General features: G+C 62.2%; 17 protein-coding genes, 1 tRNA gene and 4 pseudogenes. 19 read left to right on the forward strand and 3 right to left on the reverse strand.

The window, feature by feature from the left end:
• Window positions 1-173: 173 nt before the first annotated feature.
• Window positions 174-258: transfer RNA gene (locus tag QIY50_15210), tRNA-Leu, on the reverse strand.
• Window positions 259-365: 107 nt separating this feature from the next.
• Between QIY50_15210 and queA the strand changes: the two genes are divergently transcribed.
• The 4 genes and pseudogenes from queA (at window position 366) to secD (QIY50_15230) (ending at window position 3,254) form a co-directional block, all read left to right on the forward strand.
• A complete protein-coding gene (gene queA, locus QIY50_15215) occupies window positions 366-1,415 on the forward strand; it encodes a tRNA preQ1(34) S-adenosylmethionine ribosyltransferase-isomerase QueA (protein WGV18802.1) in 1,050 nt (349 codons plus the stop codon).
• Window positions 1,416-1,429: 14 nt separating this feature from the next.
• A complete protein-coding gene (gene tgt, locus QIY50_15220; protein ID WGV23062.1) occupies window positions 1,430-2,545 on the forward strand; it encodes a tRNA guanosine(34) transglycosylase Tgt in 1,116 nt (371 codons plus the stop codon).
• A 42-nt stretch (window positions 2,546-2,587) separates the two neighbouring features.
• Window positions 2,588-2,923 carry a preprotein translocase subunit YajC gene (gene yajC, locus QIY50_15225; GenBank protein WGV18803.1) on the forward strand — a complete coding sequence of 112 codons (336 nt, stop codon included), beginning with the start codon at window positions 2,588-2,590 and terminating at the stop codon, window positions 2,921-2,923.
• Between the two features lie 64 nt (window positions 2,924-2,987).
• A pseudogene (gene secD, locus QIY50_15230) lies at window positions 2,988-3,254 on the forward strand (protein translocase subunit SecD).
• On the opposite strand, the gene QIY50_15235 reads toward secD (QIY50_15230), so the two are convergent.
• Complete coding sequence (locus QIY50_15235) at window positions 3,242-3,643, reverse strand: hypothetical protein (GenBank protein ID WGV23146.1); 402 nt, start codon at window positions 3,641-3,643, stop codon at window positions 3,242-3,244. The pseudogene secD (QIY50_15230) and the gene QIY50_15235 sit on opposite strands and share 13 nt — an antisense overlap.
• Between QIY50_15235 and secD (QIY50_15240) the strand changes: the two are divergent.
• The 3 genes and pseudogenes from secD (QIY50_15240) to QIY50_15250 all read left to right on the forward strand — a co-directional run bounded on the left by secD (QIY50_15240) (window position 3,627) and on the right by QIY50_15250 (window position 6,802).
• A pseudogene (gene secD, locus QIY50_15240) lies at window positions 3,627-5,222 on the forward strand (protein translocase subunit SecD). The gene QIY50_15235 and the pseudogene secD (QIY50_15240) overlap by 17 nt on opposite strands.
• A 10-nt stretch (window positions 5,223-5,232) precedes the next feature.
• Window positions 5,233-6,141 (forward strand): protein translocase subunit SecF, encoded by a 909-nt coding sequence (gene secF / locus QIY50_15245; GenBank protein WGV18804.1) that lies wholly within the window; start codon window positions 5,233-5,235, stop codon window positions 6,139-6,141.
• A 118-nt stretch (window positions 6,142-6,259) separates the two neighbouring features.
• Window positions 6,260-6,802, forward strand: a complete 543-nt coding sequence (locus QIY50_15250) for a glycine zipper 2TM domain-containing protein (GenBank protein ID WGV18805.1) — start codon at window positions 6,260-6,262, stop codon at window positions 6,800-6,802.
• A gap of 217 nt (window positions 6,803-7,019) precedes the next feature.
• On the opposite strand, the gene suhB is transcribed toward QIY50_15250, so the two are convergent.
• Window positions 7,020-7,838, reverse strand: a complete 819-nt coding sequence (gene suhB / locus QIY50_15255; GenBank protein WGV18806.1) for an inositol-phosphate phosphatase — start codon at window positions 7,836-7,838, stop codon at window positions 7,020-7,022.
• Between the two features lie 151 nt (window positions 7,839-7,989).
• Here suhB and trmJ point away from each other — a divergent pair, with 151 nt between their 5' ends.
• The 12 genes and pseudogenes from trmJ to rlmN all read left to right on the forward strand — a co-directional run bounded on the left by trmJ (window position 7,990) and on the right by rlmN (window position 16,935).
• Window positions 7,990-8,745, forward strand: a complete 756-nt coding sequence (trmJ, locus tag QIY50_15260; protein WGV18807.1) for a tRNA (cytosine(32)/uridine(32)-2'-O)-methyltransferase TrmJ — start codon at window positions 7,990-7,992, stop codon at window positions 8,743-8,745.
• 3 nt (window positions 8,746-8,748) lie between these two features.
• A pseudogene (gene cysE, locus QIY50_15265) lies at window positions 8,749-9,535 on the forward strand (serine O-acetyltransferase).
• A gap of 179 nt (window positions 9,536-9,714) precedes the next feature.
• Complete coding sequence (gene iscR, locus QIY50_15270) at window positions 9,715-10,206, forward strand: Fe-S cluster assembly transcriptional regulator IscR (GenBank protein WGV18808.1); 492 nt, start codon at window positions 9,715-9,717, stop codon at window positions 10,204-10,206.
• 46 nt (window positions 10,207-10,252) lie between these two features.
• Entirely contained in the window at window positions 10,253-11,467 is a 1,215-nt protein-coding gene (locus QIY50_15275) for an IscS subfamily cysteine desulfurase (GenBank protein WGV18809.1), read from the forward strand.
• 46 nt (window positions 11,468-11,513) lie between these two features.
• A complete protein-coding gene (gene iscU / locus QIY50_15280) occupies window positions 11,514-11,900 on the forward strand; it encodes a Fe-S cluster assembly scaffold IscU (protein WGV18810.1) in 387 nt (128 codons plus the stop codon).
• A gap of 28 nt (window positions 11,901-11,928) precedes the next feature.
• A complete protein-coding gene (iscA, locus tag QIY50_15285) occupies window positions 11,929-12,252 on the forward strand; it encodes an iron-sulfur cluster assembly protein IscA (protein WGV18811.1) in 324 nt (107 codons plus the stop codon).
• A gap of 8 nt (window positions 12,253-12,260) precedes the next feature.
• The gene (gene hscB, locus QIY50_15290) at window positions 12,261-12,782 is read left to right on the forward strand and encodes a co-chaperone HscB (protein ID WGV18812.1); all 522 of its coding nucleotides are present in this window, start codon (window positions 12,261-12,263) and stop codon (window positions 12,780-12,782) included.
• A 42-nt stretch (window positions 12,783-12,824) separates the two neighbouring features.
• Window positions 12,825-14,687, forward strand: coding sequence for a Fe-S protein assembly chaperone HscA (gene hscA, locus QIY50_15295; GenBank protein ID WGV18813.1), 1,863 nt, complete (start codon window positions 12,825-12,827; stop codon window positions 14,685-14,687).
• 3 nt (window positions 14,688-14,690) lie between these two features.
• Window positions 14,691-15,032 (forward strand): ISC system 2Fe-2S type ferredoxin, encoded by a 342-nt coding sequence (fdx, locus tag QIY50_15300; protein ID WGV18814.1) that lies wholly within the window; start codon window positions 14,691-14,693, stop codon window positions 15,030-15,032.
• Window positions 15,033-15,042: 10 nt separating this feature from the next.
• On the forward strand, window positions 15,043-15,243 hold the full coding sequence (iscX, locus tag QIY50_15305) for a Fe-S cluster assembly protein IscX (protein WGV18815.1): 201 nt from the start codon (window positions 15,043-15,045) through the stop codon (window positions 15,241-15,243).
• Window positions 15,244-15,332: 89 nt separating this feature from the next.
• Window positions 15,333-15,765 (forward strand): annotated as a pseudogene (ndk, locus tag QIY50_15310) (nucleoside-diphosphate kinase).
• Between the two features lie 24 nt (window positions 15,766-15,789).
• Window positions 15,790-16,935 (forward strand): 23S rRNA (adenine(2503)-C(2))-methyltransferase RlmN, encoded by a 1,146-nt coding sequence (gene rlmN, locus QIY50_15315; GenBank protein WGV18816.1) that lies wholly within the window; start codon window positions 15,790-15,792, stop codon window positions 16,933-16,935.
• Window positions 16,936-16,943 lie beyond the last annotated feature (8 nt).

The following is a 16,943-nucleotide window of genomic DNA, read 5'->3' on the forward strand; positions in this document are numbered from 1 at the left end:
GGCCCCAGGATTGATGCGCAATAGTTGAAATTGCCGGGGCTGCTTTGCAGCCCTTTCGCGACACAAGGCCCGCTCCTACAGGGTATGCGGAGCGCTTGCGAACCCAGTTCTCTACGCGCTGCCAAATCACAGGCGAAAAAAAACCGACCATAAGGTCGGTTTTTTCCGGATCTTGGTGCCCCGAGGGAGACTCGAACTCCCACTCCTTTCGAAAACGGATTTTGAATCCGCCGCGTCTACCAATTCCGCCATCAGGGCATGTGGCGCGCAGTATAGAGAGCCACCGCTGGTCGGTCAATCGGCTTTCATGGTCAATTTTCACACATTGGGCTAAACTTCCCGGCCCTGCCGAACCGAACATCATCATGCGCGTCGCCGATTTTTCCTTCGAACTCCCCGATTCCCTGATCGCCCGCCACCCGTTGGCCGAGCGCCATGGCAGCCGTCTGCTGGTGCTCGATGGGCCAACCGGCGCGCTGGCGCACCGGCAATTTCCCGATCTGCTCGAGTACCTGCGCCCGGGCGACCTGATGGTGTTCAACAACACCCGGGTCATCCCGGCGCGCCTGTTCGGCCAGAAAGCCTCCGGCGGCAAGCTGGAAGTGCTGGTCGAGCGTGTGCTCGATAGCCACCGGGTGCTGGCCCATGTGCGCGCCAGCAAGGCGCCGAAAGAAGGCGCGGTGATCCTCATCGACGGCGGTGGCGAGGCCGAAATGGTCGCGCGCCATGACACGCTGTTCGAGCTGCGCTTCACCGAAGAGGTGCTGCCATTGCTCGACCGCGTCGGCCATATGCCGCTGCCGCCGTACATCGACCGTCCGGACGAGGGCGCCGACCGTGAGCGCTACCAGACCGTGTACGCCGAACGCGCTGGTGCGGTCGCCGCGCCCACCGCTGGCCTGCACTTTGACGAGGCGCTGCTGGAAAAGATCGCCGCCAAGGGCGTCGAGCGGGCTTTCGTTACCTTGCACGTGGGCGCGGGCACCTTCCAGCCGGTGCGGGTCGACAAGATCGAAGACCACCACATGCATAAAGAGTGGCTCGAAGTGAGCCAGGATGTGGTCGATGCCATCGAAGCGTGCCGCGCCCGTGGCGGCCGGGTGATCGCGGTCGGCACCACCAGCGTGCGCTCGCTGGAGAGCGCGGCGCGCGATGGCGTGCTCAAGGCCTTCAGCGGCGACACCGACATCTTCATCTACCCGGGCCGGCCATTCCATGTGGTCGACGCCCTGGTCACCAACTTCCACCTGCCGGAGTCCACGCTGCTGATGCTGGTCTCGGCCTTCGCCGGCTACCCCGAGACCATGGCCGCCTACGCGGCGGCGGTCGAGCAGGGGTACCGCTTCTTCAGTTACGGTGATGCCATGTTCATCACCCGCAATCCGGCGCCACGCGGGCCCGAGGATCAAGCATGAGTCGCACCTGTCGAATGTCCTTCGAACTGCTGGCCACCGACGGCAAGGCCCGTCGTGGCCGCATCACCTTCCCACGCGGCACCGTGGAAACCCCGGCGTTCATGCCGGTGGGCACCTATGGCACGGTCAAGGGCATGCTGCCGCGCGACATCGAGGCCATCGGCGCCGAGATGATCCTCGGTAACACCTTCCACCTGTGGCTGCGCCCGGGCACCGAGGTGATCAAGAAGCACAACGGCCTGCACGATTTCATGCAATGGAAAGGCCCGATCCTTACCGACTCCGGTGGTTTCCAGGTGTTCAGCCTGGGCGCCATGCGCAAGATCAAGGAAGAGGGCGTGACCTTCGCCTCGCCGGTCGATGGCGCCAAGGTGTTCATGGGCCCGGAAGAGTCGATGCAGGTGCAGCGTGACCTGGGTTCGGACGTGGTGATGATCTTCGACGAGTGCACCCCGTACCCGGCCGAGCACGATGTGGCGCGCGCGTCCATGGAGCTGTCGCTGCGCTGGGCCCAGCGCTCGAAGAACGCCCACGCCGACAACACCGCGGCGCTGTTCGGTATCGTCCAGGGCGGCATGTACCAGGACCTGCGCATGCGCTCGCTGGAAGGCCTGGAAAACATCGGCTTCGACGGCCTGGCCATCGGTGGCCTGTCGGTGGGCGAACCCAAGCACGAAATGATCAAGGTGCTGGATTACCTGCCGGGCCAGATGCCGGCTGACAAACCTCGTTACCTTATGGGGGTAGGCAAACCTGAGGATCTCGTTGAGGGTGTGCGCCGCGGCGTCGACATGTTCGATTGCGTGATGCCCACGCGTAACGCGCGCAACGGTCATCTGTTCGTCGATACGGGGGTGATCAAGATCCGCAACGCGTTCCATCGCCACGATGAATCGCCGTTGGATCCGACCTGCGACTGCTATACCTGCACCAACTTCTCCCGCGCCTATCTCCATCACCTGGACAAGTGCGGCGAAATGCTGAGCAGCATGCTGAATACCATCCACAACTTGCGCCATTACCAGCGCTTGATGGCCGGTTTACGCGAGGCTATTCAACAGGGTAAATTGGCCGCCTTTGTCGACGCCTTCTACGCCAAGCGCGGGCTTCCCGTACCGCCTTTGGACTGACTGTCTGCATCCATTATTAGAAAATTACATTAGGAGTGCCCAATGAGCTTCTTGATCCCCGCCGCATACGCGGACGCTGCAGCACCTGCCGCCGGCCCAGCCGGTACCGGTTTCGAGTGGATTTTCCTGGTCGGTTTCCTGGTCATCTTCTACCTGATGATCTGGCGCCCGCAGGCCAAGCGTGCAAAAGAGCAGAAGAACCTGCTGAGCAACTTGCAGAAGGGTGACGAAGTTGTCACCAACGGCGGCATCGCCGGCAAGATCGTCAAGGTTTCCGATGACTTCGTGGTACTGGAAGTTTCCGACAGCGTCGAGCTGAAGTTCCAGAAGGGTGCCATCGCGGCCACCCTGCCAAAAGGTACGCTCAAGGCTATCTGAGTTACCGGTTTCATTTTTCCAGTCGGGGCGCGCAAAGCGCCCCGCGTCTTGAACGGGCGGCGTGATGCTGAACAAATACCCTCTGTGGAAATACGCACTGATCGTGCTGGTACTGGCGATCGGTTTTATTTATTCCGCTCCCAACCTCTACCCGGATGATCCGGCGGTTCAGATCAGTGGTGCCAGCTCGGCGCTGCAGGTGAACCAGGCCGACCTCGACCGCGTCAGCAAGGCGCTGGGCGATGCCAAGATCGCCGTCAAGGGTGCAAGCCTGGGTGAGAAGGGCAGTGGGCTGATCCGTCTGACCAGTCAGGAAGATCAGCTGCCAGCCTCTCTCTCTCTCTCTCTCTCTCTCTCTCTCTCTCTCTCTCTCTCTCTCTCTCTCTCTCTCTCTCTCTCTCTCTCTCTCTCTCTCTCTCTCTCTCTCTCTCTCTCTCTCTCTCTCTCTCTCTCTCTCTCTCTCTCTCTCTCTCTCTCTCTCTCTCTCTCTCTCTCTCTCTCTCTCTCTCTCTCTCTCTCTCTCTCTCTCTCTCTCTCTCTCTCTCTCTCTCTCTCTCTCTCTCTCTCTCTCTCTCTCTCTCTCTCTCTCTCTCTCTCTCTCTCTCTCTCTCTCTCTCTCTCTCTCTCTCTCTCTCTCTCTCTCTCTCTCTCTCTCTCTCTCTCTCTCTCTCTCTCTCTCTCTCTCTCTCTCTCTCTCTCTCTCAAGGATGTAGTGCGCAAGGCACTGGGCGATGATTACGTCGTGGCCCTGAACCTGGCCCAGACTACCCCGCAATGGCTGCGCAACCTGGGCGCAAGCCCGATGAAGCTGGGCCTGGACCTGTCCGGTGGTGTGCACTTCCTGCTGGAAGTGGACATGGACAAGGCCATGAGCGCCCGCATGAAAGTCTACGAAGGCGAGGTCAAGACCTTGCTGCGCAAAGAGCGCGTCCGCTACCGCAGCCTGCCTCAGCAGGATGGCGGCATCATGCTGGGCTTCGCAGACGATGCTACCCGCGAACAGGCTCGTGCCCTGATCCGCAAGAATTTCAATGACTTCGACCTGACCACCACCGAGCGCAACGAGCTCGCCGTGCTGCGTCTGGCGCTGACCCAGGCGAAAGTCGCCGAGATCCGCGAATACTCGATCAAGCAGAACCTCACCACCGTCCGTAACCGGGTCAACGAACTGGGCGTGGCCGAGCCGCTGGTCCAGCGCCAGGGCGCCAACCGCATCGTGGTCGAGCTGCCAGGCGTGCAGGACACTGCCGAAGCCAAGCGTATCCTGGGTAAAACTGCCAACCTGGAGTTCCGCTTCGGTGCCGAGCCGGGCGCGTCCAAGGCCACTACCGAGGTGTTCGAGTTCCGTGAAGGCGGCCGTTCCGCCGCGGTCGAGCGCGGCCTGATCATCACCGGTGACCAGGTGACCGACGCCCAGGCCAGCTTCGACGAGCAAGGGCGCCCGCAGGTGAACATCCGCCTGGATGGCCACGGTGGCGAGCTGATGACTCGCGCTACCCGTAGCAACGTCGGCCGCAGCATGGCGGTGATCTTCATCGAGCAGAAGCCGGTGACCCGCTACGTCAAGCAGACCGTCGACGGCGTCGAGAAGGACGTTGCCGTACAGAGCTTCCAGGAAGAGAAGAAGATCATCAGTCTGGCGACCATCCAGTCGCCGCTGGGCAGCCAGTTCCGCATCACCGGCCTGAACGGCCAGGGTGAATCGTCCGAACTGGCCCTGCTGCTGCGTGCCGGTGGTCTGGCTGCGCCGATGTACTTCGCTGAAGAACGTACCATCGGCCCAAGCCTGGGTGCCGACAACATCACCAAGGGTATCGATGCATCGCTGTGGGGCATGCTGTTCGTCTCGCTGTTCATCATCGCCATCTACCGTGCCTTCGGTGTGATCGCCACCATTGCCCTGGCGGGCAACATGGTCCTGCTGCTGGCGCTGATGTCGCTGCTGGGTGCCACCCTGACCCTGCCGGGTATTGCCGGTATCGTGTTGACCATGGGTATGGCGGTGGACGCCAACGTGCTGATCTTCTCGCGTATTCGCGAAGAGCTGAACGCCGGCATGTCGGTGCAGCGCGCCATTCATGAAGGTTTCAACCGCGCCTACACCGCGATCATCGACGCCAACCTGACCAGCCTGCTGGTCGGCGGCATCCTGTTCGCCATGGGTACCGGCCCGGTCAAAGGCTTTGCGGTCACCATGTCCCTCGGGATTTTCACCTCGATGTTCACCGCCGTCATGGTGACCCGTGCAATGGTCAACCTGACCTGCGGCGGGCGTGACATCAAGAAGCTGTGGGTTTGAGGGAGCTGCGATGAAAACCATCAACTTCATGGGCGTGCGCAATGTTGCGTTCGCCGTTACCGTGCTCCTCACCGTGCTGGCGCTGTTCAGCTGGTGGCAGAAGGGCCTGAACTTCGGCCTGGACTTCACTGGTGGTACGCTGATCGAGCTGACCTACGAGCGCCCGGCCGACCTCAAGGCGGTGCGTGCCGAGCTGGTCAACTCCGGCTTCCACGAGGCGGTGGTGCAGAGCTTTGGCGCCACCACTGACCTGCTGGTGCGCATGCCGGGCGATGACCCGCAACTGGGCAACAAGGTAGCCGAAGCCCTGCAGAAGGCCGGCGGCGACAACCCGGCCAAGGTCAAACGTGTCGAGTTCGTTGGCCCGCAGGTGGGTGAAGAGCTGCGCGACCAGGGTGGCATGGGCATGCTGCTGGCGCTGGGCGGCATCCTTATCTACCTGGCCTTCCGCTTCCAGTGGAAGTTCGCTGTGGGCGCGATCGTCTCGCTGATCCACGACGTGGTGGTGACGCTGGGTATCCTGTCGTTCTTCCAGATCACCTTTGACCTGACCGTGCTGGCGGCAGTGCTGGCGATCATCGGCTACTCGCTGAACGACACCATCGTCGTGTTCGACCGGGTGCGCGAGAACTTCCGCGTCATGCGAAAGGCTTCGCTGATCGAGAACATCAACGTTTCCACCACCCAGACCCTGCTGCGGACCATCGCCACCTCGGTTTCGACCTTGCTGGCCATTGCCGCGCTGCTGTTCTTCGGTGGCGACAACCTGTTCGGCTTCTCGCTGGCCCTGTTCATCGGCGTCATGGCCGGTACCTATTCGTCGATCTATATCGCCAACGTGGTGCTGATCTGGCTGAACCTGAACAGTGAAGACCTGATCCCGCCGGCCAAGACCGACGGTGTGGACGACCGTCCATAAGGCATGCTGCATGCCGCCCGGCGGCCGAAAAGGCGCAAGTGTTGAACTTGCGCCTTTTTTTTCGCTCCAAGGCTGGGAGAAGGCGGGTCGGACCCGCGGGTATGATCAGGAGGTTCATGTGAACAAATCAATGCTGGTGGGTGCGGTACTGGGTGCTGTCGGTGTGACTGCCGGAGGTGCTGTCGCGACCTACAGCTTGGTCAACAAGGGGCCTGAATATGCGCAGGTCACCGACGTGCAACCGATCAAACAACAGGTAAAAACCCCCCGTGAGGTCTGCAAGGATGTCGCAGTGACGCGGCAGGCGCCGGTCAAGGACCAGCACCAGATCGCCGGTACCGTGGTGGGCGCCATTGCCGGTGGCCTGCTGGGCAACCAGATCGGTGGTGGTAGCGGCAAGAAGATCGCCACCGTGGCCGGTGCGGTCGGTGGTGGCTATGCCGGTAACAAGGTGCAGGAAGGCATGCAGGAGCGTGACACCTACACCACCACGCAAACCCGCTGCAATACAGTCAACGACATCAGTGAGAAAGTGGTGGGCTACAACGTGAAGTACACCATTGGCGACAAGGTGGGCCAGGTGAAGATGGATCACGAGCCCGGGTCGACCATTCCGGTGGACAAGAATGGCAAGCTGATTCTCAGCGAAGCCGGGCAGTAAGTCCCGGCGCGGTCTGCTCTTTGTAGGAGCGGCCTTGTGTCGCGAAGGGGTGCGAAGCGCCCCCATGATCTGTGGCATATCAGAGATTGTCGGGGCTGCTTCGCACCCCTTTCGCGACACAAGGCCGCTCCTGCACGGATCCCGAAAGCCTTGGGATATGGGTACAGGCACAAAAAAAGCACCCCGCGGGGTGCTTTTTCGTATCTGCAATTCGCGCTTAGCGCTTCATGCTTTCTGGCAGGTGCGGCTGGATGGCCGTCAGCACGGCCTTGAAGCACTTGATGTTGCCCGCAACGATATGGCCCTTGTCGAGGAAGTCGTGGCCACCGTTGAAGTCGCTGACCAGGCCGCCAGCTTCCTGAATCAGCAGCACGCCAGCCGCCATGTCCCACTCGGACAGGCCCGACTCCCAGAAGGCGTCGAAACGGCCAGCAGCCACGTAGGCCAGGTCCAGGCTGGCGGAGCCGGCGCGGCGGATGCCGGCGGTCTGGCCAGTCAGGGCGCGGAACATGCCCAGGTAGTTGTCCAGGTCGGCCATCTGGCTGTCGCGGAACGGGAAGCCGGTGCCCAGCAGGGCGCCTTCCAGGCTGGTGCGCGAGCTGACACGCAGGCGGCGACCGTTGAGCTGGGCGCCACGGCCACGGCTGGCGGTGAATTCTTCCTGGCGAACCGGGTCGACGATCACGGCGTGCTCAAGGCGGCCACGGTATTTGCAGGCGATGCTGACCGCGAAGTGCGGGATGCCACGCAGGAAGTTGGTGGTGCCGTCCAGCGGGTCGATGATCCACAGGTAATCCTTGCCTTCTTCGCCGCTACCCGCGTGCAGGCCGGTTTCCTCGCCCTGGATGGAGTGGTTCGGGTAGGCCTTGCGCAGGGCGTTGACGATGCTCTGCTCGGCAGCGCGATCGACTTCGGAAACGTAGTCCTTGGCCTCTTTCTCATCGACCTTGATGCTATCCAGGCGTTCGATGGAGCGGAAAATCAGTTCACTGGCGCTGCGAGCGGCGCGCAGGGCGATATTCAGCATAGGCTGCATGGGCGGGTCACCTGGAGATGTTAAAGAAGAAAGCCGATCATTCTAGCAGAAAACTTTGGCGGCAGAAGTGTCACATTTGCTTTCGTGGCGTTACGTCTGTCGGTTCTGTAAGATCGAAGGCCCTGATTCCTGCATCTGTGAGCACAACACCTTGCTGCAAAATATTCGTGTTGTTCTGGTCAATACCAGCCACCCCGGCAACATCGGCGGCGCTGCGCGAGCCATGAAAAACATGGGCTTGTCGCGTCTGGTGCTGGTGCAGCCGAAAGCGTTCCCCGCCGAGGACGCCAGTGCCCGAGCCTCGGGTGCCGACGATGTGCTGGCCAATGCCCAGGTGGTCGACAGCCTCGAGCAGGCGCTGGTCGGCTGCAACCTGGTGATGGGCACCAGCGCCCGTGAACGGAGCATCCCCTGGCCGCTGATCGGCCCGCGCGAGTGCGGGGCCAAGGCGGTGGAGCATGCCAACGGGGGCGAGGAAATCGCCCTGGTGTTCGGGCGTGAACACGCCGGCCTGACCAACGAAGAACTGCAGCGATGTCACTTCCACGTGCACATTCCCTCCAACCCCGACTTCAGCTCGCTGAACCTGGCCGCCGCTGTCCAGGTGCTCTCCTACGAGGTGCGCATGGCCTGGCTGGCCGCCGGTGCAGCGCCGGGCAAGGTCGAGAAGGTTGACGCCAGCGAGCTGGCGACCATGGACGAAATGGAGCTGTTCTACGACCACCTGGAAAAAACCCTGGTCGGCATCGGTTTCCTTGACCCCGACAAGCCCAAGCACCTGATGCCGCGCCTGCGCCGGCTGTATGGGCGGGTCGCGGTTGAACGTTCGGAAATGAGCATTTTGCGCGGCATTCTCACCGAGACCCAGAAAGTGGTCCGGGGCGAGCCGCATAAACGGAAGGACTGACAGATGTTCGAACGCCTGCGTGAAGATATTCAAAGCGTATTCCACCGTGACCCTGCCGCGCGCAACGCCTTCGAGGTGCTCACCTGCTACCCGGGCATGCACGCCATCTGGCTGCACCGCCTGGGCAATGCCCTGTGGAAGCGTGATTTAAAGTGGCTGGCCCGCCTGGTGTCGAACTTCGGCCGCTGGCTGACCGGCATCGAGATCCACCCCGGCGCCACCATCGGCCGACGCTTCTTCATCGACCACGGCATGGGCATCGTCATCGGCGAAACAGCCGAGATCGGCGACGATGTCACGCTTTACCAGGGCGTGACCCTGGGCGGGTACCAGTTGGAACAAAGGCAAGCGTCACCCCACCCTGGAAAACGGCGTGGTGGTAGGGGCGGGGGCCAAGGTGCTCGGGCCGTTCACCGTCGGGGCCGGGGCCAAGATCGGTTCCAATGCGGTGGTGACCAAGGCGGTGCCGGCCGGCGCCACGGCGGTCGGCATCCCTGGGCGAATCATCGTCAAGAGCGAAGACAATGAGCTCGAGGCCAGGCGCAAGGCCATGGCCGAGAAAATCGGCTTTGATGCCTATGGTGTCAGTGGCGACATGCCCGACCCGGTGGCTCGTGCCATCGGCCAGATGCTCGACCACCTGCAGGCAGTCGACGAGCGGCTGGAGGGCATGTGCGGCGCCCTGACCAGGATGGGTAGCGATTATTGCGCCAAGGAGCTGCCAGCCCTGCCGGAAGATGACTTCAAGGAAGTGGCCGAGTTGGCCCAGCGCGACACGCAGTCGCATTGATTGCGCCGTACTGAAAGCGTGGTGACATACGGGGCGTGTGCTCACGCCCCCTGTCTGCTACAATCGCGCCCGCCTCCCCGATGCAAACCCGACTAAAGCACTAGGTCTAATAGTTGACTTAAATGCTCGGGAATCGCATACTCGCACTCATCCCGAAACTCCCGTGGTACCCAATAGCCATGCGACTGACTACCAAAGGCCGATACGCCGTGACCGCCATGCTCGACCTGGCGTTGCACGCGCAGCATGGGCCGGTGTCTTTGGCCGACATTTCCGAGCGCCAGGGCATTTCCCTCTCTTATCTGGAACAGCTGTTCGCCAAGCTGCGCCGCAGCAGCCTGGTCTCCAGCGTGCGTGGTCCAGGCGGTGGTTACCAACTGTCGCGGGGCATGGAAACCATCCAGGTGGCCCAGGTCATCGATGCGGTCAACGAATCGGTCGATGCCACCCGCTGCCAGGGCCTCGGGGACTGCCATGCCGGTGACACCTGCCTGACCCACCACCTGTGGTGCGACCTCAGCCAGCAGATCCATGAATTCCTCAGCGGCATCAGCCTGGCTGACCTCGTCATGCGCCGTGAGGTGCAGGAAGTCGCCCAGCGCCAGGACCTGCGGCGTGTCGCAGGCCGAGCCGCCCAGCTGGACAAGATTGAGACGTCCGCCGTCGATTGATCCCCTTGGGACGACGAGCGACGCCACCGCCTGATAGGAGAGACAAATGAAGTTGCCGATCTACCTCGATTACTCCGCGACCACCCCGGTCGACCCACGTGTGGCCCAGAAGATGGCCGACTGCCTGCTGGTCGACGGGAACTTCGGTAACCCGGCTTCGCGCTCCCACGTCTTTGGCTGGAAAGCCGAGGAAGCGGTCGAGAACGGTCGCCGCCAGGTTGCCGAGCTGATCAACGCCGATCCGCGCGAAATCGTCTGGACCAGCGGTGCCACCGAGTCCGACAACCTCGCACTCAAGGGCGTCGCGCACTTCTATCAGACCAAGGGCAAGCACATCATCACCTCCAAGATCGAGCACAAGGCGGTCCTGGACACCGCTCGCCAGCTGGAGCGTGAAGGCTTCGAGGTCACCTACCTCGAGCCAGGCGAAGACGGCATCGTCACCCCGGCCATGGTCGAGGCGGCGCTGCGCGACGACACCATCCTGGTGTCGCTGATGCACGTGAATAACGAAGTCGGCTCGATCAACGATATCGCCGCCATCGGTGAACTGACCCGCTCGCGCGGCGTGCTGTTCCACGTTGACGCCGCGCAGTCGGCCGGCAAGGTCGAAATCGACCTGCAAAAGCTGAAGGTCGACCTGATGTCGTTCTCGGCGCACAAGGTCTACGGCCCGAAAGGCATCGGCGCGCTGTACGTCAGCCGCAAGCCGCGTGTACGTCTGGAAGCCATCATCCATGGCGGTGGCCATGAGCGCGGCATGCGTTCGGGCACCCTGCCGACCCACCAGATCGTCGGCATGGGCGAAGCCTTTGCCATCGCCAAGCAGGAAATGGCCGCGGAAAACGTGCGCATCAAGGCCCTGAGCGACCGCTTCTTCAAGCAGGTCTCGGACCTCGAAGAGCTGTACGTCAACGGCAGCAAGACTGCCCGCGTACCCCACAACCTGAACCTGAGCTTCAACTACGTCGAAGGCGAATCGCTGCTGATGTCGCTGAAGGACATCGCCGTATCGTCCGGTTCGGCCTGCACCTCCGCGTCGCTCGAACCGTCCTACGTACTGCGCGCCCTGGGCCGCAACGACGAGCTGGCGCACAGCTCGATCCGCTTCTCCTTCGGCCGCTTCACCACCGAAGAAGAAGTCGACTACGCCGCGCAGAAAGTCTGCGAGGCCGTGAACAAACTGCGTGAGCTGTCGCCGCTGTGGGACATGTACAAAGACGGCGTTGACATCTCCAAGATCGAGTGGGCCGCCCACTAAGCAGTCGCCGGCAAGAGCGGCTCCCTGATGAGGAAGGAATTGCACCATGGCATACAGTGAAAAGGTCATCGACCACTACGAAAACCCGCGCAACGTCGGCAAGATGAACGCCGAAGATCCGGACGTCGGTACCGGCATGGTCGGCGCACCGGCCTGCGGTGACGTGATGCGTCTGCAGATCAAGGTCAACGAGCAGGGCGTGATCGAAGACGCCAAGTTCAAGACCTACGGTTGCGGTTCGGCCATTGCTTCCAGCTCCCTCGCCACCGAGTGGATGAAGGGCAAGACCCTGGACGAAGCCGAAACCATCAAGAACACCCAGCTGGCCGAAGAACTGGCGTTGCCGCCGGTCAAGATCCACTGCTCGGTTCTCGCCGAAGATGCCATCAAGGCAGCCGTACGCGATTACAAGCAGAAGAAAGGCTTGATCTAAGTCGCCTGTTGCGAGGTAAGGAGTCCTGATGGCTATCAGCATGACAGAAGCCGCCGCCAACCACGTGCGGCGTTCCCTGGAAGGGCGTGGCAAGGGTGAAGGCATTCGCCTGGGCGTGCGCACCACCGGTTGCTCGGGCCTGGCCTACGTGCTGGAGTTCGTCGACGAGCTGGCGGACGAAGACCAGGTGTTCGAGAACCATGGCGTCAAGGTGATCATCGATCCCAAGAGCCTGGTCTACCTCGATGGCACCGAACTGGACTTCGTCAAGGAAGGGTTGAACGAAGGCTTCAAGTTCAACAACCCTAACGTGCGCGGTGAATGTGGCTGCGGCGAAAGCTTCAACGTTTGAGGCTGGCTGTGGGTACTCTTTGTCATTTCGCATTGTTTGACCTCCAGCCAAGCTTCCGCCTGGATCTCGACAAGCTGGCCACTCGCTATCGCGAGCTGGCCCGCGAAGTCCATCCCGACCGCTTCGCCGACGCCTCCGAGCGCGAGCAACGCGTGGCGCTGGAAAAGTCCGCAGCCCTCAACGACGCCTACCAGACCCTGCGCAGTGCGCCGCGTCGTGCCCGCTACCTGCTGGCCATCGGCGGCCACGAAGTGCCCCAGGAAGTCACGGTCCACGACCCGGACTTCCTGTTGCAGCAGATGCAGTGGCGCGAAGAGCTCGAAGAACTGCAGGACGAAGCCGACCTCGATGGCGTGGCCGTGTTCAAGAAGCGCCTGAAGGTCGCCCAGGACACGCTGAACGAGGACTTTGCCGCCTGCTGGGACGCCCCTGGCGAGCGCGACAAGGCTGAACGCCTGATGCGCCGCATGCAGTTCCTCGACAAGCTCGCCCAAGAAGTGCGCCAACTGGAAGAGCGCCTCGACGATTAACCCGGTGCTGCCCGTGATGGCACCTAAGGTATTCAGATAAGCATGGCCCTACTGCAGATTGCCGAACCCGGTCAAAGCCCTCAGCCGCACCAGCGCCGCCTGGCGGTGGGGATCGACCTGGGTACCACCAACTCCCTGGTTGCCGCATTGCGCAGCGGCCGTAGCGAGCCCCTGCCCGACGCACAGGGCAATGTCATTCTGCCGTCCGCGGTGCGCTACCTCGAAGGGCGCAACGAAGTGGGGCAGGCGGCACGCGATGCCGCTTCCAGCGACCCGCTGAACACCGTGCTTTCGGTCAAGCGCCTGATGGGGCGCGGCCTGGCCGACGTCAAGCAGCTGGGCGAGCAGTTGCCGTACCGCTTCGTTGGCGGTGAATCGCACATGCCGTTCATCGACACCGTGCAAGGGCCGAAAAGCCCGGTGGAAGTGTCCGCCGATATCCTCAAGGTGCTGCGCGAGCGTGCCGAAGCCACCCTCGGTGGTGAGCTGGTGGGGGCAGTGATCACCGTGCCGGCCTATTTCGACGATGCCCAGCGCCAGGCCACCAAGGACGCTGCACGCCTGGCCGGCCTGAACGTGCTGCGCCTGCTCAACGAGCCGACTGCCGCTGCCGTGGCCTATGGCCTGGACCAGAACGCCGAAGGCGTGGTTGCCATCTACGATCTGGGCGGCGGTACGTTCGACATTTCCATCCTGCGCCTGACTGCCGGGGTATTCGAAGTGCTGGCCACCGGTGGCGACACTGCCCTGGGTGGTGACGACTTCGACCATGCCATTGCCGGCTGGATCATCGAACAGGCCGGGCTGTCGTCCGACCTGGACCCGGCCACCCAGCGTGCGCTGTTGCAAACCGCCTGCGCCGCCAAGGAAGCCCTGACCGACGCCGACGTGGTCAGCGTCAGCCACGGCGCCTGGCAGGGCGAGCTGAGCCGCGCCGGCTTCGAAGCCATGATCGAGCCCATGGTGGCCCGTAGCCTCAAGGCCTGCCGCCGCGCCGTGCGTGACAGCGGTATCGAGCTGGAAGAAGTCAGCGCCGTGGTCATGGTCGGTGGTTCGACCCGCGTACCGCGTGTTCGTGAAGCCGTCGGTGCACTGTTCGGCCGTACCCCGCTGACCTCGATCGACCCCGACCAGGTGGTGGCCATCGGTGCCGCCATCCAGGCCGATACCCTGGCCGGCAACCGCCGTGAAGGTGGCGAACTGCTGCTGTTGGACGTCATCCCGCTGTCGCTTGGCCTTGAGACCATGGGCGGGCTGATGGAGAAGGTGATCCCGCGCAACACCACCATCCCGGTGGCCCGCGCCCAGGAGTTCACCACCTATAAAGATGGCCAGACGGCCATGATGATCCACGTGCTGCAGGGCGAGCGCGAGTTGATCAGCGACTGCCGCTCGCTGGCGCGCTTCGAGCTGCGTGGCATCCCGGCCATGGTCGCCGGTGCGGCGAAAATCCGCGTCACCTTCCAGGTCGACGCCGACGGCCTGCTCAGCGTCGCCGCCCGCGAGCTGGGTTCGGGCGTGGAAGCCAGCATCCAGGTCAAGCCGTCCTACGGCCTGACCGACGGCGAAATCGCCCGCATGCTCAAGGACTCCTTCGAACACGCAGGGTCCGACAAGCAGGCCCGCCAGCTGCGTGAACACCAGGTGGACGGCGAGCGCCTGCTCGAAGCGGTACAGGGCGCCCTGGACGCCGACGGTGAGCGCCTGCTCAGCAGTGACGAGCGCGACGCCATCGAATTCCAGATGCAAGAACTACGTGATTTGTTGGCCGGCACCGATGGCGCAGCCATCGAGCAACAGACCAAGCGTCTGTCGCAGGTGACCGACGCATTTGCCGCCCGCCGCCTTGATTCGACGGTCAAAGCCGCACTGGCCGGGCGCAACCTGAATGAGATCGAGGAGTAACCGATGCCGCTGGTGACATTCCTGCCGCACGAGAAGTTCTGCCCCGAAGGCCTGACCGTGGAGGTCGAACCCGGGACCAACATCCTGGAACTGGCCCACGACCATCACATCGAGATGGAAAGCGCCTGCGGCGGCGTCAAGGCCTGCACCACTTGCCACTGCATCGTGCGCAAGGGTTTCGACTCGCTCGAAGAAGCCGACGAACTGGAAGAGGACATGCTGGACAAGGCCTGGGGCCTGGAGGCTCAATCGCGCCTCGGCTGCCAGGTGGTCGTCGCTGACCAGGACCTGGTCATCGAGATCCCCAAGTATTCGCTCAACCACGCCGCCGAAGCGCCGCACTGAGGTTTGCCCCATGAGCCTGAAATGGATTGATGTACTTGAGATCGCCATTCAGCTTGCAGAAAGCAAGCCGGACGTCGATCCTCGTTATGTGAATTTCGTCGATCTGCACCGTTGGGTGCTGGCCTTGCCAGAATTCAGCGACGATCCGTCACGCGGCGGTGAGAAAGTGCTCGAGGCCATCCAGGCGGCCTGGATCGAAGAAGCCGACTGAACGCGTCCTGCAGGTTAGGCAATCCCCTGGAACCCGCGTATAATTCGCGGGTTTAATTTTTCGCAACACTCATTTTTCTGGAGTTTTCCATGGCTGTTCAACGTACTTTCTCCATCATCAAGCCTGACGCCGTTGCCAAGAACGTCATCGGCGAGATCACCACTCGCTTCGAGAAAGCCGGCCTGCGCGTCGTCGCTTCGAAAATGAAGCAACTGTCGAAAGCCGAAGCCGAAGGCTTCTACGCCGAGCACAAAGAGCGCGGCTTCTTCGCCGACCTGGTTGCCTTCATGACTTCCGGCCCGGTCATCGTTCAGGTTCTGGAAGGCGAAAAACGCCGTTCTGGCCAACCGCGAACTGATGGGCGCCACCAACCCGAAAGAAGCTGCTGCCGGCACCATCCGTGCTGACTTCGCCGTTTCCATCGATGAGAACGCTGTTCACGGTTCCGACTCGGAAGCTTCGGCTGCCCGCGAAATCGCTTACTTCTTCTCCGCTACCGAGCTGTGCGACCGCATTCGCTAAGCGAAGCAGGTCTTGGGTGATTCCATGAGTGACATGACTGGCAAGATCAACCTGTTGGGCCTGACCCTGCAGGAAATGGAAAAATTCTTCGAGTCGATCGGAGAGAAGCGTTTTCGTGCCGGTCAGGTCATGAAATGGATTCACCACTTTGGCGTCGACGATTTCGCCGCCATGACCAATGTCGGCAAGGCCTTGCGCGAAAAGCTCGAGGCCGTTGCCGAGATTCGGGGCCCGGAAGTGGTCAGTGAAGACATTTCCGCCGACGGCACCCGCAAGTGGGTGGTCCGCGTTGCCTCCGGCAGCTGCGTCGAAACCGTCTACATCCCCACCGACGATCGCGGCACCCTGTGCGTGTCGTCGCAAGCCGGCTGTGCACTGGACTGCAGCTTCTGCTCCACCGGCAAGCAAGGCTTCAACAGCAACCTCACCGCCGCCGAAGTGATCGGCCAGGTGTGGCTTGCCAACAAATCCTTCGGGACCGTTCCGGCCAAGATCGACCGCGCCATTACCAACGTGGTCATGATGGGCATGGGCGAACCCCTGCTGAATTTCGACAATGTCATCGCCGCCATGAAGATCATGATGGAAGATCTGGGCTATGGCATTTCCAAGCGTCGCGTCACCCTGTCCACCTCGGGCGTGGTGCCGATGATCGACGAGCTGGCCAAGCACATCGATGTGTCGCTGGCCCTGTCGCTGCACGCACCGAACGACGAACTGCGCAACAAGCTGGTACCGATCAACAAGAAGTACCCGCTGAAGATGCTGCTGGAATCGTGCATGGGCTACATGTCCACCCTGGGTGGCAAGCGGGTGCTGACCATCGAGTACACCCTGCTCAAGGACGTCAACGACCAGCCTGAGCATGCTGCGCAGATGATCGAGCTGCTGCGCGACGTGCCATGCAAGATCAACCTGATCCCGTTCAACCCGTTCCCGCACTCCGGCTACGAGCGGCCGAGCAACAACGCCATCCGCCGCTTCCAGGACCTGTTGCACCACGGTGGCTTCAACGTCACCACCCGCACCACCCGCGGTGATGATATTGACGCTGCCTGTGGTCAACTGGTCGGCCAGGTCAATGACCGCACCCGCCGCAGCGAGCGCTACATCGCTGTACGCCAGCTGTCCGCGGACGCCGAGCTGCAAGACAGCCCCGCCAGCCACTGACCGGGACC

Source organism: Pseudomonas putida (assembly GCA_029953615.1).
Lineage (GTDB): Bacteria > Pseudomonadota > Gammaproteobacteria > Pseudomonadales > Pseudomonadaceae > Aquipseudomonas.